Origin of the sequence: Paenibacillus sp. Dod16 (assembly GCF_049893405.1) — a bacterium.
Lineage (GTDB): Bacteria > Bacillota > Bacilli > Paenibacillales > Paenibacillaceae > Paenibacillus_AQ.
In genome coordinates this window covers 27,064-42,156 of sequence record NZ_JBNDYG010000066.1, presented here as the reverse complement: position 1 = coordinate 42,156, position 15,093 = coordinate 27,064, and the positions used below count along the sequence as shown (strand labels likewise).

The window sequence follows — 15,093 nt, the reverse complement described above, 5'->3', positions numbered from 1 at the left end:
TGGTTATCCTCCCTTCCAATGGATGAAATGTGCTTCTTACTGTTCCAGCTCATCATAGATATCTTTGTCAGGCACAAAGGGAAGCCAATCTCGTTTGATATCCACAGCATAGGCTGGATAACGAAGCTTGATCCCTTCAAAGAAATATGGCATGAGTCCATTATCGAACAGATAATAAGGGCTGAAAGAGTGTGTCTCTTCTTCATGTTCTCCCGTATAGCCCGAATAGAGGTTAAATGCGAGACGGGAAAGACGGGCCGTTGTTCCTGTCTGCCAGCCGTTGTTTAAGCCCTCTAGCCGAATGCTGTTTTCTTTAAAATCATAAAGATCGTTAATGTGACGGCGAGTATCTTCCGTAAGGCCGAGCAGATAAAACAGAGCGGTTCGGTAAGGATCATGTTGACGTTCAGCGCGAATGACATTTCCTTCATAAAACTGTTCATGGGCCAGATCTTTGAATATCATTAAATTTCCTCCTCTTCAATTAAGGGATGTTGTTCAGGCTCTGACTGGAGTGAAAAATATAGGGTTAAAGCTTTATCGATGATTTCCTCAACTTCTGCAGCTTTACTCTCAGGAGAGAAAAATTTGGCATATACTTTATGCTTCAGCTTGAATGGAACAGGAACCTTACTCTTTGGCTTCCGGCTAGACTCACCGGAAAGGATTGCTGATGCGGTTTGCTCAGTAAAATTGCGGTTTTCTGATTTTGCTCGAAGCAGTTCGGATTTTTTCATATCTACTTTGAAACCCTGTCCATGTATTAATGATTCCACGGTTTGTTGTTCTTCCGATTTTAGGTAAGAGAGATCGACGGCCGGGCGAAGCTTGATTTCACCTTGATCGACTCTTTCCATGAGTTCAGGTAGAAGGTGGTTCAAGCGCAGATATCGTTTGATATTAGTTGGGCTCATATCGTTTTTCTCGGAAACTTCATCCACACTCCAAGTTCGCTGTCCCACTGGGACAGTGGACTCAGAATCCTCGGTGTTATAAGGGATCTCGCCGTTTTCAAGCTGAGTTATTTTACTCTGTTTTTGCTTAGCTTCTTTGCAAGCTTCAAGCTGCATCTTCAGAGCACGAGCTAGTTCACTGGGCAACATATCCTGAATTGAACGTTGATGAAAATTGGTGTCCACCACGATAATTACTGCTTCTGCTTCCGTCAATTGTTCTTTAACAATGGAAGGGATAGACAGTAGTCCCGCGGCTTTAGCGGCATTGACGCGATTATGCCCAGAAAGAATTTCATAGGAATCTTGTTCCATTGGACGGACTATAACAGGAATTAGGACACCGTTCTCCAAGACGCTTTCGATTAGGTAATCCAGTTTTTTGCCCTCATAGAGCTTGAATGGATGTTTATGAAAGGGAATAAGGCTGGAGAGTAGAAGAGAAGTGACTCCTGAATTTTCAGGGGATGATGTTGTGAAATTTGGCCCTTCAGACAAAAGTAAAAGCTCATCAATGCTTGAAAGCTTAGGCGTAGGTCGCTTATTGCTCACCTTGCATCAGCTCCTTCGCTAAACTGCAATAAGCTGTGGCTACCTTCGACTTAGGATTGAATTCAATAATGCTTTGACTATAGAAATTCGCCTCTCCGACTTTGACGGAGAGAGGGATTTGAATATCAAAGATGCGGACGGTTTCCTGGTAATAAGCTTTTACCAACCGAAAGGCCTCTTTATACAAATTGGTTCGGGTATCACACATGGTCATTAAAATACCCGCTATGCTAATCCCCGGATTAATTCGTTTCTTTACCTTAATGATAATTTTTAGAAGCTGAGTTAGGCCTGTTGCTGACCACAGTTGAGGGTTTACCGGAATTAACACACTGTCACTGGCCGCAAGGGCGTTTATAGTTAGTAGACCAAGAGAGGGGTTTGTGTCTATAATGATATAGTCATACCTTTGCTTCATGGATTCCAGCAATGTGGTGAGAGTTTTTTCTCCACCCATTTCATCTCTTAAATTAATCTCAGCAACGGATAGTTCAATGTTGCTGGGGATAATGTCTATATTGCCATGATTATGAATGTATTCTTTAGGATCCGGCAGTGGTTCGTCGCTCATGAGGGCATTCATAATATTGAACATTGAAAACTTAAGCTGATCTGGATTTTCAATTCCAAAGCACATGCTCAGATTGCCTTGTGGGTCGAAATCAACCAGCAGCACTTTCTTATCTTCATGGGATAAGGCGCACGCCAGATTATAGGCGGTGGTAGTCTTGCCTGTGCCACCTTTCTGATTGGCAATGGTGATAACGGTTGTTTGTGTCATTGTAAAAACCTCCCCGGAGGTTTGCTCCGAACATATTGTCAATGGTAGGGAGCGGGCTGGTTCTCTCATTTTTCTCTCCGAGTTCTTTCGCAGTTCTCTCCAAAGGCTAAATTTGCTCTTCTTGTTGCTTGTTGCCGGAAACCCTTGTGGCTCTAAGGGAAACACGAAAAACCGTAAAAATCCTTGATTCTACAAGGTTTTTTGCGGATTGTAGGTTCCCTTATATTCCACTGCAGGGGGTTAAAGTCCGAATGAATTCTAGGACTTAAAATCCTGCGGTAGGTGACTACCGTACGGGTTCGACCCCCGTCCTCGGCATTATAACGAAATGGGCGCGGTAACATCACGTTAAATTAGCGAAATTAACGTTGAGGTCCTGCGTATCTGATACGGAGTTATCCGCAGGTACACAGGACTCGCGCAAGGTATACGAAGACGCCACCGAAAGGGAGGCGTTTTTGTTTTGGCTAGAGTACGTAGTATTAAACCGTCGGATGGAGGGCGGTCGCATTGGCGCGATGTCCTAGCGGATTTCCAGCAGCGTAAGAAATTAGACAATATCAGCGACCAGACAGCGGATGATTACGATCGCACCGTTAATCTACTGTTCAAACGGTATCCGGACGCCTGGGAGTCGGACAGTGCGCTTGAGACAGCTGTTCTGACGCATATGTCCGATGATATCGCGCCGGCAACGTTTAACAGCCGTTTAGTTTATCTCCGCGCTTTCTTTAAGTACTGCGTTAAGGAGAAGCATATCGCGACCAATCCGCTCGAAGGTATACGCAAACGTAAGACGGAGAATCGTGCGGTAGCAATCGAGGAGCAAGTCCTAAGAGCGTTGCTTGCTGCGCCGGACCAGACGACGTTTACAGGGCTCCGCGACTATACCTTGATACTTCTGACCTTGGACACCGGAATACGTCCCTCAGAGGCTCTTAGGCTGATACCGCAGGATTTTAACGCTTCGGCTCGCGAGGTATATGTACCGTCAAAGGTTGCTAAAAGTCGCGTAGCCCGTACGTTGCCTATTCTGGACATAACGATTAAGTCGATGCGGAAGCTCATCTCGGTACGTGCGGAAGAGTGGGCGGACGATGTGCCGATATTCTGCTCATACGAAGGGAAGCCGCTTAATCGCCATACGTGGGGCGATCGGCTCGAGGTTTACGGGAAACGGATCGGAAAGCACATCCGTCCGTATGACCTGCGCCATGTGTTCGCGCTTGAGTTCTTGCGAAACGGTGCCAACGCATTTGATACGCAGCGAGCACTCGGGCATAGTACAATGGAGATGACCAAACGTTACGTCGCGCTAGTTAATGCAGATCTAAAATCGAAACATGCGGTAGCGAGTCCGCTCCATAAATTGACTGCAAAAACTCAACGTAATACGAAAATTTAATACGATAATTAACGCCATTTCCGGGGGAGGACCTCAGAGATGGCGTTTTTCGTTTAATACGCACGCAATCAGCGATTCTAGCCGAGGAAATAGCCGTTCTACTCGCGCGGGAATACTAGCGGACATCTGACGCATACAGGCTTTAATTTGACGGTGATTTCCGCTAAAACAGACACGACTAATACGCCGAGTTTAGTAGTAAAATCCATACGCGCCGGATATATTACTGCAAATGTAATCGGAACTTTCTTGCAGGGAATCCCCTCGATACAATGATTCGGCAATCCTTAGAATTAAAGAGATCTGAAAGGTTGAGAACACGCCGCAGTTTTGTTGGGTTATTCTGAAAAGTTCACTTATATCGTTTGTAGTTAACCTGGACTCTTTTGCATTGTCGAATATTTGAATAATCTTAGGTTTATCCCCTTCAAATAGATTATTGATTGGTGCCTCTTTCAATAATTCCACGGCATACTCCACCCTTCATATTGGTTAAAGAAATATATGAGCAGTGGGTTAAATTCATGTCATTGACTGAAACGAGCCGAAATACAACGAATATACTATGGAATATTATTCAAAACATGATACAATTTAGCTTATTTAGTATAAATGGAGGGATGATGATTGGCGAGGAAACCGGTTGGAGAAACTATTTGGGATAGGTGGGAAAACGTCCATAAGAAGCCAGGAACAAGGAAACAAGAGTCGCCCTCAGCTGTTGAAATACTTCTTAGCCCTCTTAAAAGTAACCCATGTATGAAAAAAGTACGATTGCGCGGGGTACATAATCCTAAGTTTGATAAAAGACGATCGTTCCGGTTAAGAAGAAGTCGTACAGCACAATAAGTAAAAAAGACCGTGCCTTTTATAGGTTCGGTCTTTTCTTCGTTTATATTCGCTTAAACATCGCAGTATCCCTACTATAGTAAGTCCGGCTGCCGGTCTCCACATTGCGGACACGCACGTAATCGGCCGTATACCGATCGATAATTCCGCGTTCGACTTCCGCATACACTCCGGCTGTATCTTCCTCCCAAACGGAAATGAGCGTTTCAGATAGGGCGGCCGCGAAGAAATGGACGTCCATCGATAGATCACGCGTTATCATTCGTATCATCCTCTATGTATTCGATAAGGTCGCCAGGCTTAACCTGTAATCCCCGACACAAGCCCTCTAAGGTATCATAGTCAATTCTTTTAGTCGCATTACCGGCCAACGATGTGATTGTATTACGACTTACTCCTGTTAGATTCACAACCTCTTTATTGCTCAATCCACGTTCTTTCATAATATCACCAAGCCTACAACGAATAGCCACAAAGATTCCTCCAAAGAAAATACGCACAACATGTTGACATACAGRCGAAAGCAGGGTATCATTGGAATCAGCACAACATGTTGACATATTGAAATGTTGACTTCTTATACTAATACGTCCATGTTATCAAAACGTTTCAGAATATTCAATTAGGAGGATTCAACTATGAAAACATCATATTCAATCGAAGTTATTCCCGCAGACGGTTCGCCATCCCATATCGTAAACATTAATCTCGCTACATACCCAGTAGGCTACCGCTATTCCCGACGCATCGACCGTTTCATCCTCGTATGGAAGCCGGAGAACAAACACAAGCAAGAAATCGACGTTCCTATCCGTGTTCTCGCGCTGACATTGCCGGAAACATTCGCGAGTATCTGCAACGGATTTACAGCTGGCTGCGTTGAGGTGACGGAGTCGGAGTTACGTGATCTAGGCTTTTATGTGGAGGTGACGCATAATGCAGGCAACGCTTAACAACGGACTATCACGTTCTGATCGCGCAAGATCCCGCCGGACAAGCCGTAAGACTCAGCGTTATCTAATCCGTGGCCTAGCGTGGTTTATCGCAATGATAATTAAGGAGGTACTGGCATGAGGGAGACAACCGAGGTCGTTTCGCTGTGGGACGGTGGAACAATTACCGTGCGCCATATCCCGATAATGCCGGGTGTTGAACTTCAAGTTTACGATGAGGAGGAGAGCGTGCTTGTTATCGGCAAACACGCTGAGGTACAGCTTGATTGGAGCGAGGAAACGCGGCAACTCTTTAAACGTCGATTAGAGGGAGTTAGTGCGGGAGATTTACTTGCATTTTTAGTCGCGCGTTCAAATCCCGGGTTTAAAGTAAAGGAGGCGCTGGCGTAGTGCTCTGTCCGATGATTGCGGCCGCTCGAACGGCTGATGACAGGAGGACAAGATTCGGCAAGTGACCCGACTAGGTCGTATTTAAACAATGGTCGCGACTCCAATCGGGACAACCGTCCGTATCTCTTCCGCTCCAACGGTAGAGAATCGCTATGCGGACGCTGTACTAATCGTCTAGACGGCGCCAAACGTTCAGGCGATCGATTTACAACGCGGTATGAGAGACGCCAAACTCTCCCGGAAAGTATCGTGAATATCCTCGCTAACAGGCTGAGTGGGGAGACAATTGCGTGACGGAGGCGGCAACCTTCGTCCGCTTTTGTTATTTAATACGAGGGAACATATGTTTGGTTTCGAAAAGTTATAAATTATTTTTGAGTCAAATTGAGTGAAACGGTTTCGGTCGGCGTTGAAGTAAACGAAGGCGGAAAATGTGCGGATCGACATCGAGCGGCATTGAGGTTATTGTACACGGAAATTTATTTCACGCCAGGCTGTACGGAATGGGCATCTGAATTGTCTTAAATTATAGGAGGATAAATTAAGCGCCGGACTGTACGGTTGGCCGAAAGTGGTGTCATAACGAGTGAGAGCGAAAAATTATTTTACGAAAAATCGGCGAAAGGGAGGGCTTGGGGGAGCATTTATAGTAGACGGGTGCGCCGACCTCGCGCGCCAGTGTAGATAATTAATATAGGAGGGTGAATTTTATGATTTGATGTACAGTTTCCGGTCGACGAGCGTCTTTGTTTATGAGTGGTTAAATTCGACTTGTGGCCGTACGGTAGTCAAAGTAACCGTAGATAATATTATAACAGCTCAAAAACTCAAAATGATAGGGGACGATGACAATGGCAGTGGCAACAGCGAAACGTGTATTTCTATCTGATTTAGAGTCAATTGAAAGAAGGTTGGGAGAGATTGAAATAAGTGAGAAGCAAAACGCACTCGAACGCGGGATGCTACTCAAACACGTGCGCGACAACGATCTCACTCACGGGCAATGGCTGCGCTGGCTTGAGTCGGTATCAATAGGAGAGCGGACGGCCCAACGTTGTATTCAAGCGTATGAGCAATTCGGAAATACGACGCAGGCGTCGGGTTTGACGATATCCACGCTGTTCGAACTCATCCAGCTACCTGACGAGATTGATCGGTCGGTATTTCTCGGTAGAACGCAACCAATTTCGTCAACCGGTGAAAGAAAGTTCGTCTCTGAGATGTCACGCGCGGAGGTCAGAGAAGTAGTGCGCGCAGCTCGAGAGGCAGTCGGCGTCACCAAACGGGAGAGTCCACGCAGTAAGAGGGCGGTTGCGTCCAAATCTGCCGACGTTTGGTCGGATCTCGAATCGATACTAAGCGAGTTAAGTCCGCTACAAAAGGAAACGGTCGAACGGCTGCCACTGTCTATGACTCGGAAAGTTATCGAGTTACCGGAAGGCGCGAGGGCGATTGTAATCGAAGTGGCGGACAAGTTGGCGCTAGTTACATTTACCGACCACGCTGACTCGATAATTTCGGAGGCACAAAAAGGGACCAGCGCATCCACAATCGCGAGAAAGTATCTCAAACAGCCGGATTCGCAGTCTTTAAGCGGCATATTCATAAACCCACATGAAATTCTCGGCGTTCAATATGGCGAAAGCGAGGCGGTTGTCCGCAAAAAGTACCGCGAAATAATGAAGGGTGTTCATCCGGATAAGGGAGGTTCCGCACTACTATTCAAGCTTGTAAACAAGGCGTATGAAGCCTACTCATCAGGAAGATTCTTCGCAAGCTAAAAGAGCGGTATACATGCGGTTGATCCGGAATTTATAACGCGAAAAAGTGGACACATTCCTATAAGAGTATCTTATAGAGTTATGTCCGTTTTTTCACGGGAGAGTTGCCTGCGGGGAAGAGCGCCCCTTGTCACGAATCCGAGGAACACCGCCTCGTATCCGAATCATCAATGACCTACCGTCGCGTTTTCATTTAAAGAGATATCGCGGACTAATCTGTATCGATATTCTAGACGCGAATGTTTTTCGCGGATAGGGCAACGACCGAAGGGAGGCGGCAGCATGGTTTAAGCTCACGCGGATTCATTGTGAATCTACGAGTACAGACGTTATCAACGAAACGAAACGGAGGAGATCGTATGGAAACACGGATTGACTTTGCGATAAACAACGAAGTTACAGACGGATTTAAAACGCTGCTCTTAGCTCGCGGCCACTCAGTTAGTGAAGGAGACATCGCATTCGCAGGCGGCATGGTTGCGGCATGGAACGCATCCGAAAATATGGATGGACCAGTCGTCTTTGCGGCGGAGTGTGGATTCGGAAAGTCAACGCTATTAGAAATCTACCTGCGTCACATGACCGCGAATGACCCGCAATTCGGTGCGATCGTTGTCAAACAGAAGAAGGATGAGGTCGAAGCGCTGACAAACGCCATAAACCGGAACCCGGACGCGGACGGGCGCGAAGGCATACGGTATCGCCGAGCGTTTGCCATCCGCGGCTACGATCCGATTTCCATGACGTACAAGTCGTATAGTCGCCAATTCAGTCGCCAGGCGTACTATCCGGTAATCGTCATGACTGCGGAGATGTTTGCGCGACAGTCTACAATGCGCCTGCTCGACAGATTCTCCTCATTTTATGACCGAGATGAGCAGCGCCGGCCGCGGAGATTACTCGTTATCGATGAGCGTCCCGTTCTAACGCGAACTCACTCAATGTCCGTAGATGACGTCAATCAGTTGATCGAGGATGTTCGGGAAATCACGCATGTATCAAAACATAGGGATGCGGCCGCTAATTATCGGGAGTTCCTCGGTTGTGCACAGCAGCTCCGTACGGAATTAGAAGCGTGCGACGGACGGGGGCGGATTGAGCCGATCGATTTCGAGTACTTTATTCCGGACGACTTGCGCCGGTTATGGTCGGATAGTTATGACGGGGACAGATATGACGCGCTGGCGACGTTTGAGAGTACCGTTCGATTCGGAGGAGCCGTTCACCTGCGTCGTGGTATCGATCCGGTAATCACAGTTTCCCATCGGATTTATTACGAGTGGACCGCGTACCGACCATTTATTCTGGACGCTACCGCCGCGACTGATCCGTATTATGCTGCCGGCAACTTTACCGTAATTGAGTCGCCAACTCCGCACTCTTACGGGAATGTACAGTTCTACGTCTGCAAAGGTGAGAATCTATCGAAATCATTCTTCGAGTCACATCCGCAATCATTTGAAGAAGCTGCCGCGATGGTAAAGGAAATATCGGCCAAGCACAGTAAGACGATGGTTGTCTTCTATAAGGAACATCTTCCGCAGCTTGAGAGCTATCTTTCAGATGAGATCGAGACAGGGGTTGTTCTAACGAAACACTTCGATAATGGGCGCGCGACTAATGACTTCAAAGACTGTGACGCCGCGGTGTTCCTTGGGTGGCTTCTAAAGGGAGAAACTTATTACCCTCAAGTAGCCAGCGCCATATACGACGAGCTTCTGTCCTTCGGCTCTTATACCGATGTTTCTGGTGTCCATTACCAAGATGAAAGGGTCGAGTCATTTAAGCTAGGGGAAATCGTCACCGAGCGTATCCAGGACGTACATCGGATAAGGCCGCGAGCAAGTACATATCCGGTTAGTGTTTACCTATTCCATCGTGACGAAGAGATTATCCGGAAGATAATCGGTAGTTTTCCCGGATCAAGCCAACGGGAGTTCATCCCACAACGCAGGCTTTCCGGACGTTTGACACATGCTGATAATCTTATCGATTTCCTTAAGGTGATGGAGAGAGGTAGCAGGGTCAAATCGAAAGAGATATACGAAAAAATTGGCATGTCACAGCGTCAGTTTTCACGGATACAAGAGGACCCGCGTGTGATTGCTGCGATGAAAGAGTGCGGGGTTGAGAAGGAAAGGACGTTCTACATCAAACGAGCACAATAAAACACTAAGGGGGAAGTCGCATGATTAGAAAAGAAGACGCGCTGAAGAAGATCCAAAATTTTATTATCGAAAATAAGGACACACCGACAGCCTGGCGTTCAGAGCTTGTACGAGCTTTGACGGAGGAATTAGAAAGTCAGGGAATCGTGCCGGCACTGTACTGGCTATGGAAGATGAAGCATCCGGCGTTACTCCGAAAGGGGGCAGCGCCTCAAACGATCGGCGAAATCTTGGCGGACTTCATACTTAATATAAACGAAGTGGCGGAACGAAAGGCGGAGTATCCCGTTCTTGGTCCGGAAAAGGCACACCGGGATGAAAAACGGAGAGAGGCATGCGAAAGTCTACTCCGCTTTGAGCGCGAAGACGACTCCGATTATCAGCCCCCAGGAACCGTCTATGAGGATTCCTTTGTCAACGGTAATCCGGTAGAGGAGCAACTGTTGGGGGAACGCTGCGATATGTCTGCGGAAGAGTTAATCGACCGACTCAAAACGATTAAGCGAAGCCCAGGCGAGTTCATCGGCAAGTATGCGGATGGCACTGAGTGGAACCGAGAGACGACTGATAAGCGCAGAACGGTCGAAAATGTGGGCGAGGCTATTAACGGGATAGATCTCAGGCGCGTAAAGATGTGCTTGGTGTGCGGCAACGCGTTCTATTCACATAGTAAGCAACCAGGACGTGTCAAGGTCTGCGACATCATCATACATCTCAAATTCAAGCCTAAAACTCAGTGCCAAGTTACCCGAGATAGGGCACTCGCGCCACTCCGTAAAAAGAAGAACAAAACATCCGCGTAATCGAACCTTTTTCCAATACTATATAGACGGGTAATCCGTCATGTGGTCTATTTTATTTGCTCTTATAGTAGCAAAAATAATATAAAAGGGAGGTTTGTAGAATGAATGCCGAAACTGTAAAAGCTATTCGGTTATCTAAAGACATGAGCCAACAGGATTTTGCAGATGCGTTGCGCGTTTCGCGACAGTGTATAACGGCGGTGGAGTGCGGGTATCGTGCTGTATCTTCAAATCTGCGTATCAAGATCGCGCAGACATTCGGTACTGGTCCGGATGTTATGGAAGCGATAGAGCGTGCAAAAGAGTCGAGTAAATTGGCGCTGTAATTTAGCGTCTTTATTTTTTCTCATTCACAAAAAAGTTCAGTATATCCCAATATAATTTTACAACGAAATCAAACGGGGGTCAAGACTTGGGGGACCAAATTTTAAAAAGAATCCAATCACTCGCCCGCAATCACTGCGCAGCCTTCACCGGTACCGACGGATGCCGATACGAACCAAACGGCCAGTCACGCTGTCAATGGTTTCGTGAAGATCCGCACGCGCTGCCGTTCATTGAGGCCGGTGATATGCGGTGCCTAGAATTTGAACGCGCTGTGCTGCCGATAGATCCGGAATTAGAATCGCGCTACTTCAACCGCGAAGAGAACACGGCGACCTGCGAGCGCTGTTCAACTCCGATCGTTAAGACGTCGAACCGTACGAAGTATTGCGGAGAGTGTCGCGAGATTAGACGGAAGCAAGGTGCGGCAGATCGGGCAAGGCGTCGGTATTGGGCAGCCAAAACCTAACGTATTAGGACGTGAAAAACCGCGTAGTGGTGCGGGTTCTCGGGCGTCAATTTAACGGGGTAGGGTAACGATGGCCGAAAGGTAGTCAAATGATTAGAAAGAGGAGTTGAACGAAATGATTAGTGTCTCATACGGCGCTCGTTGGCCGATTAAGTTCGAGCCATTCCCAACGGAAGAGGTGCCGGAGCTTTATGACGAGCTGATTACGTTCGTCGGAGTCCGGATCAATATCGATACTTGGTGCGCTATGGACGACGTTAAACGATGCCGGCTAATCGAGAAACTTACGATCGAGTTCTGCAAAGAAACTTCGCCTAAGAAGACGTACGGAGTCGGACAGGCTATGGTGCGCGGTGGCATTATCGATGCGCTGGACATTTACGGAGGAGGCGGCGGTCAGTGGCTAAACAAATACGGGTCATATCCATCGAACCCATCGAGTATTCGATTCATTACGGCGAGGCGGTCTCCGAGGAGTTCATACGTAGGTTCGCGCCAATGATGGTTACAGCAAAACATAAAAAACGGAGGGATAAGAAATGAAAAACGTAATCGTATGGGATGGACTCAAAGGGGAAGAAATGGCGGAGGTTTATTCGATGATTGAATCAACGAACTATAAGTCACCGGCCGCGCAACCGAAAGCAAAGCGCAGCAAAGGAACAGTACGCAAGTTTAACGACCCAAAGCGCTACGGATTTGTCGAGGTTGACGGCACTAAAGATCGCCTATTCTTCCATATTAGCGAGTCGGTCGATCCCGGCCTCTCGTGGCTCTCATACGGGGAGAGAATTTCGTTCGATATCGAAGAGGATGCAAAGGGCCGCAGCCAGGCCGTAAAAATCACATTAATCGGAGGTAGAAACTAATGACTAAACCGGCAGATTACTACGTGTTACAACGGGTTTATGAGATCGGCTTCTGCGAGTACGCAACGGACACCGTCGTCTTCATTGACGAAGAGCCGATAAGCTTCGAGCGCGAGTACTCGAATGCCAAGGCGGAAGAGATAGTCAATTACTCATTGGCTGAAGCTGTGTACTATGCGCAGGAAAAACTCGGACCGGATGCCGTAGGGATTATCGACTCTAACGGTTCACCTTATGTGGACTACCAGGCGTTCAATGCAATCCCATATGAAAACGAGGAGGAAATAGTAAATGAATAACGTTTATATGCTTCAGGATCACGTAGACCACGACCAGACAAGACGCTTAGAAGGAAAGGCGTACGTAGTTGATGCGGACAAGGCTCAGGACTTAGTAGCGCGAGGAATCGCAGTTAAGGCGGACTTCCCAACGCTGGACAACATAAAGCGTAATATCGAGCGCGCGGTCGAAATGTACAAGGAACACGCCGACCGTACCGATAAGAACGTCGTCATGAGTGCGCATGAGCGGCAATACTCCGTACTTAAAGCACGCGAAGCGCTTGACGAGAAGGTCGAGCAGCTAAAAAAGGACTACGAAACGGAGATCAAAGCGCTGACAGTCGTTGCGGCTCAAAATGCATTTAAGGCGGAAGCGCCCACTCCGGAAGCATCGGCTTTTGTTGACGGCGTTCTCTTACAACTGCGAACAGGCAAGGCGGAGGATGTTGCGGAGATGATCCGTGCCCAACTACCGACAATGCCAGCGGCTACAAAGGCCGAGTTAGTGCGCAGGTTTGACGAAATCGAAAAGTATGCGCCGGCTGCCGTCAATTCGTCCGGATCTGTTAGCGGTAAATCTGCGGGGGTACTCCGTTCCTTGTTGCCGGCACTTCGCGATAACAGTTCCGCACTTGAATACAAGATGCTGACGACGATTCAAAGAGATGGCGCACCAGATACACCATACCGTCTCCTTAAGATGGCACACCGTACGTACCAGCCGGGTTATCTTGCGTCAGAGGTATACGGTCAGTATAGATCGGATCGCGAATATGAGGCGGCTATGGCTGCGTTAAAGGCGAGTGATTCCTTGTGAGAACGATCGGAAACATGGATGCACCTGCGGAGAATGCGTACGGTAGCTTGCGAAAGCTTGAATACGTTGTTAGCGAGAGATCGATGACATTCAAAGATATGGACGCTCTCGAAGCGTATCAAGCCGAAAACCCTAACGCTTATGTATACCACATGTCCGTATTGAAGGGTGTAATTAGTGTTCAAATGCGGCACATAGAGGAGGTGAGACCAAATGTATAAGATAAACCTGCAGCTATTCGCGGAGGAAATCGAAGGCGAGGAACAACCGCCAGCCGAAAAGGCGTACTCGCAATCGGATATCGACGCTTTGAACGGTAGGATTGACGAGTTAACAACGGCAATTAAGCGCCAGACACTCGCTAAGCTCGGATTGAAACCGGAGGAAATCGACTATGCAATCGAGCACATCGATGCGGATAACGAACGGGATATCCTTGCGGCCATATCGGAGTTTGGCGATGATTTGCCGGTCCTAGTCCGTGTTAAGCAACTGCAGCAGTCGAGTACTCGCGGAGTTGACCCAAACCCTGGCAACGGGTTTAGACAAATACCGAAGCAGATTGACTTTGCGGCCAAAGCTAAGCAAACAATCGACCGACTAAAAGCGAGCGGAAAAATAAGAAGATAACGGAGGCCCTTATCGGGGTCTCTTTTTCATTTAAGGAGGAATCGACATGTACGAGACAGAGATAGACGCACTATCAGCGCTGGAACCTGCCGCAAGCCTAATCGCACAGATAACGGAAAGGCGGCGGCCTGGTGAATACCGTTTTAAGGCGGACTTTCCAGCGGAATATAAACAGTGGGTTCGGACCGCTAACATACTACGCAAGTCTAAAGACCGCGATTTCCGCGACTTCGGCCAATACATGCGCAAGTATAGCGATGTAATTTCGGAGTTGGACGAGCTGCCGAAAGATTCGCGCAGGTTCAGACGTAAGATGGCGGAGTTCGGGCGGACTGTGGATCACGGGTTGAAGGTTCACGCCAGGCTTAGTGAAAGGGTGGAGGTGTAATATGTCATTCGATTTATTGGGGCGCATCAAGATTACCGATGACGGTGCGTCTCGAACGCTGGATAAGGTGCGTAGGGAAACAGACCAGTTACGGAGGATGACGGATCGGGCTAAGAGGGCAACGGATCTTTATACAGACTCGTCAGGCCGATTACGGGACGCACAGGGACGTTTTGTGAGTGCGGCTGAACAGTCAAACTCGGCACTCGGGCGATTCCGTAACTCGCTCGGGGGGACAAGCCGCGCACTCGGAACGGCTTCGCGTCAGACAGGCGGACTCCTCCGTCAGGTGACGGCGCTTGGAACGGCTTATCTCGGAGTTAAAGCGGCCAAAGGGTTATTTGATAAGACGATCGGGGCGGCAGCTCAATACGAGATGTCAAAAACTACATTTGATGCGATGTTCGGAAAGGATTACACGAAGCAGGCTGGACAGTATCTCGATTTCCTGCAGGAACGAGCCGATATATCCTCGCTTGAGCTGAGCGATTTTATTACGGCCGGTCGTAGCTTTATTCCTATGACGAAAGACGTAGAGCAATTGAAAAAGGCTACGAACCTCATGGAAAGATTGACGGCACTAGATCCAATGCAGGGCAGCGAAGGGGCAGCACTTGCACTTCGGGAGATATTCTCGGGGGATGTCGTCAGTTTGTCGGAGCGCTTTGAAATGCCGAAGA

The 15,093-nt window shown here is 48.0% G+C and carries 19 protein-coding genes and 1 tRNA gene; 15 read left to right on the top strand and 5 right to left on the bottom strand.

The genetic code is table 11. The features are described from left to right. Nucleotides 1-36 precede the first annotated feature (36 nt). From ACPV3A_RS33585 to ACPV3A_RS33575, 3 genes are read right to left on the bottom strand one after another with little or no spacing between them, the layout of a single operon-like run. Nucleotides 37-465 (bottom strand): DUF6075 family protein, encoded by a 429-nt coding sequence (locus ACPV3A_RS33585; RefSeq protein ID WP_375103611.1) that lies wholly within the window; start codon nucleotides 463-465, stop codon nucleotides 37-39. After that, on the bottom strand, nucleotides 465-1,505 hold the full coding sequence (locus ACPV3A_RS33580; RefSeq protein WP_375103610.1) for a ParB N-terminal domain-containing protein: 1,041 nt from the start codon (nucleotides 1,503-1,505) through the stop codon (nucleotides 465-467). The genes ACPV3A_RS33585 and ACPV3A_RS33580 overlap by 1 nt, the downstream gene beginning before the upstream one ends. Beyond that, on the bottom strand, nucleotides 1,495-2,286 hold the full coding sequence (locus tag ACPV3A_RS33575) for a ParA family protein (protein ID WP_375103609.1): 792 nt from the start codon (nucleotides 2,284-2,286) through the stop codon (nucleotides 1,495-1,497). The genes ACPV3A_RS33580 and ACPV3A_RS33575 overlap by 11 nt, the downstream gene beginning before the upstream one ends. A 232-nt stretch (nucleotides 2,287-2,518) precedes the next feature. Here ACPV3A_RS33575 and ACPV3A_RS33570 point away from each other — a divergent pair. Further along, nucleotides 2,519-2,604, top strand: a tRNA-OTHER gene (locus ACPV3A_RS33570). Nucleotides 2,605-2,749: 145 nt separating this feature from the next. Continuing rightward, nucleotides 2,750-3,691 (top strand): tyrosine-type recombinase/integrase, encoded by a 942-nt coding sequence (locus ACPV3A_RS33565; protein WP_426204160.1) that lies wholly within the window; start codon nucleotides 2,750-2,752, stop codon nucleotides 3,689-3,691. An 892-nt stretch (nucleotides 3,692-4,583) separates the two neighbouring features. Here ACPV3A_RS33565 and ACPV3A_RS33560 read toward each other — a convergent pair. Both ACPV3A_RS33560 and ACPV3A_RS33555 read right to left on the bottom strand, forming a co-directional pair. Continuing rightward, the gene (locus tag ACPV3A_RS33560; protein WP_426204159.1) at nucleotides 4,584-4,802 is read right to left on the bottom strand and encodes a hypothetical protein; all 219 of its coding nucleotides are present in this window, start codon (nucleotides 4,800-4,802) and stop codon (nucleotides 4,584-4,586) included. After that, a complete protein-coding gene (locus tag ACPV3A_RS33555; protein ID WP_083397552.1) occupies nucleotides 4,789-5,013 on the bottom strand; it encodes a helix-turn-helix domain-containing protein in 225 nt (74 codons plus the stop codon). Before ACPV3A_RS33555 ends, ACPV3A_RS33560 begins: the two co-directional genes overlap by 14 nt. A gap of 165 nt (nucleotides 5,014-5,178) precedes the next feature. On the opposite strand from ACPV3A_RS33555, the gene ACPV3A_RS33550 reads away from it, so the two are divergent. The 13 genes from ACPV3A_RS33550 (at nucleotide 5,179) to ACPV3A_RS33490 (ending at nucleotide 14,413) form a co-directional block, all read left to right on the top strand. Continuing rightward, nucleotides 5,179-5,493 carry a hypothetical protein gene (locus tag ACPV3A_RS33550; protein WP_426204157.1) on the top strand — a complete coding sequence of 105 codons (315 nt, stop codon included), beginning with the start codon at nucleotides 5,179-5,181 and terminating at the stop codon, nucleotides 5,491-5,493. Between the two features lie 117 nt (nucleotides 5,494-5,610). After that, a complete protein-coding gene (locus ACPV3A_RS33545) occupies nucleotides 5,611-5,883 on the top strand; it encodes a hypothetical protein (protein WP_426204155.1) in 273 nt (90 codons plus the stop codon). 851 nt (nucleotides 5,884-6,734) lie between these two features. Beyond that, entirely contained in the window at nucleotides 6,735-7,664 is a 930-nt protein-coding gene (locus ACPV3A_RS33540) for a DnaJ domain-containing protein (protein ID WP_426204153.1), read from the top strand. Nucleotides 7,665-7,972: 308 nt separating this feature from the next. Continuing rightward, on the top strand, nucleotides 7,973-9,832 hold the full coding sequence (locus tag ACPV3A_RS33535; RefSeq protein ID WP_426204151.1) for a hypothetical protein: 1,860 nt from the start codon (nucleotides 7,973-7,975) through the stop codon (nucleotides 9,830-9,832). A gap of 20 nt (nucleotides 9,833-9,852) precedes the next feature. After that, complete coding sequence (locus tag ACPV3A_RS33530; protein ID WP_426204150.1) at nucleotides 9,853-10,635, top strand: hypothetical protein; 783 nt, start codon at nucleotides 9,853-9,855, stop codon at nucleotides 10,633-10,635. A 101-nt stretch (nucleotides 10,636-10,736) separates the two neighbouring features. Next, complete coding sequence (locus ACPV3A_RS33525; RefSeq protein WP_426204148.1) at nucleotides 10,737-10,961, top strand: helix-turn-helix transcriptional regulator; 225 nt, start codon at nucleotides 10,737-10,739, stop codon at nucleotides 10,959-10,961. An 86-nt stretch (nucleotides 10,962-11,047) separates the two neighbouring features. After that, entirely contained in the window at nucleotides 11,048-11,428 is a 381-nt protein-coding gene (locus ACPV3A_RS33520; RefSeq protein WP_426204146.1) for a hypothetical protein, read from the top strand. Nucleotides 11,429-11,543: 115 nt separating this feature from the next. Then, nucleotides 11,544-11,930 carry a hypothetical protein gene (locus ACPV3A_RS33515; RefSeq protein ID WP_426204144.1) on the top strand — a complete coding sequence of 129 codons (387 nt, stop codon included), beginning with the start codon at nucleotides 11,544-11,546 and terminating at the stop codon, nucleotides 11,928-11,930. Nucleotides 11,931-11,967: 37 nt separating this feature from the next. Further along, nucleotides 11,968-12,297: a cold-shock protein gene (locus tag ACPV3A_RS33510; RefSeq protein WP_426204142.1), complete on the top strand. Its 330-nt coding sequence runs from the start codon at nucleotides 11,968-11,970 to the stop codon at nucleotides 12,295-12,297. Further along, a complete protein-coding gene (locus ACPV3A_RS33505; RefSeq protein WP_426204141.1) occupies nucleotides 12,297-12,596 on the top strand; it encodes a hypothetical protein in 300 nt (99 codons plus the stop codon). Before ACPV3A_RS33510 ends, ACPV3A_RS33505 begins: the two co-directional genes overlap by 1 nt. Continuing rightward, nucleotides 12,589-13,395, top strand: coding sequence for a hypothetical protein (locus ACPV3A_RS33500; protein WP_426204139.1), 807 nt, complete (start codon nucleotides 12,589-12,591; stop codon nucleotides 13,393-13,395). The genes ACPV3A_RS33505 and ACPV3A_RS33500 overlap by 8 nt, the downstream gene beginning before the upstream one ends. A gap of 213 nt (nucleotides 13,396-13,608) precedes the next feature. After that, nucleotides 13,609-14,025, top strand: a complete 417-nt coding sequence (locus ACPV3A_RS33495) for a hypothetical protein (protein ID WP_426204137.1) — start codon at nucleotides 13,609-13,611, stop codon at nucleotides 14,023-14,025. A gap of 46 nt (nucleotides 14,026-14,071) precedes the next feature. Further along, nucleotides 14,072-14,413: a hypothetical protein gene (locus ACPV3A_RS33490; RefSeq protein WP_426204135.1), complete on the top strand. Its 342-nt coding sequence runs from the start codon at nucleotides 14,072-14,074 to the stop codon at nucleotides 14,411-14,413. Nucleotides 14,414-15,093: the final 680 nt, after the last annotated feature.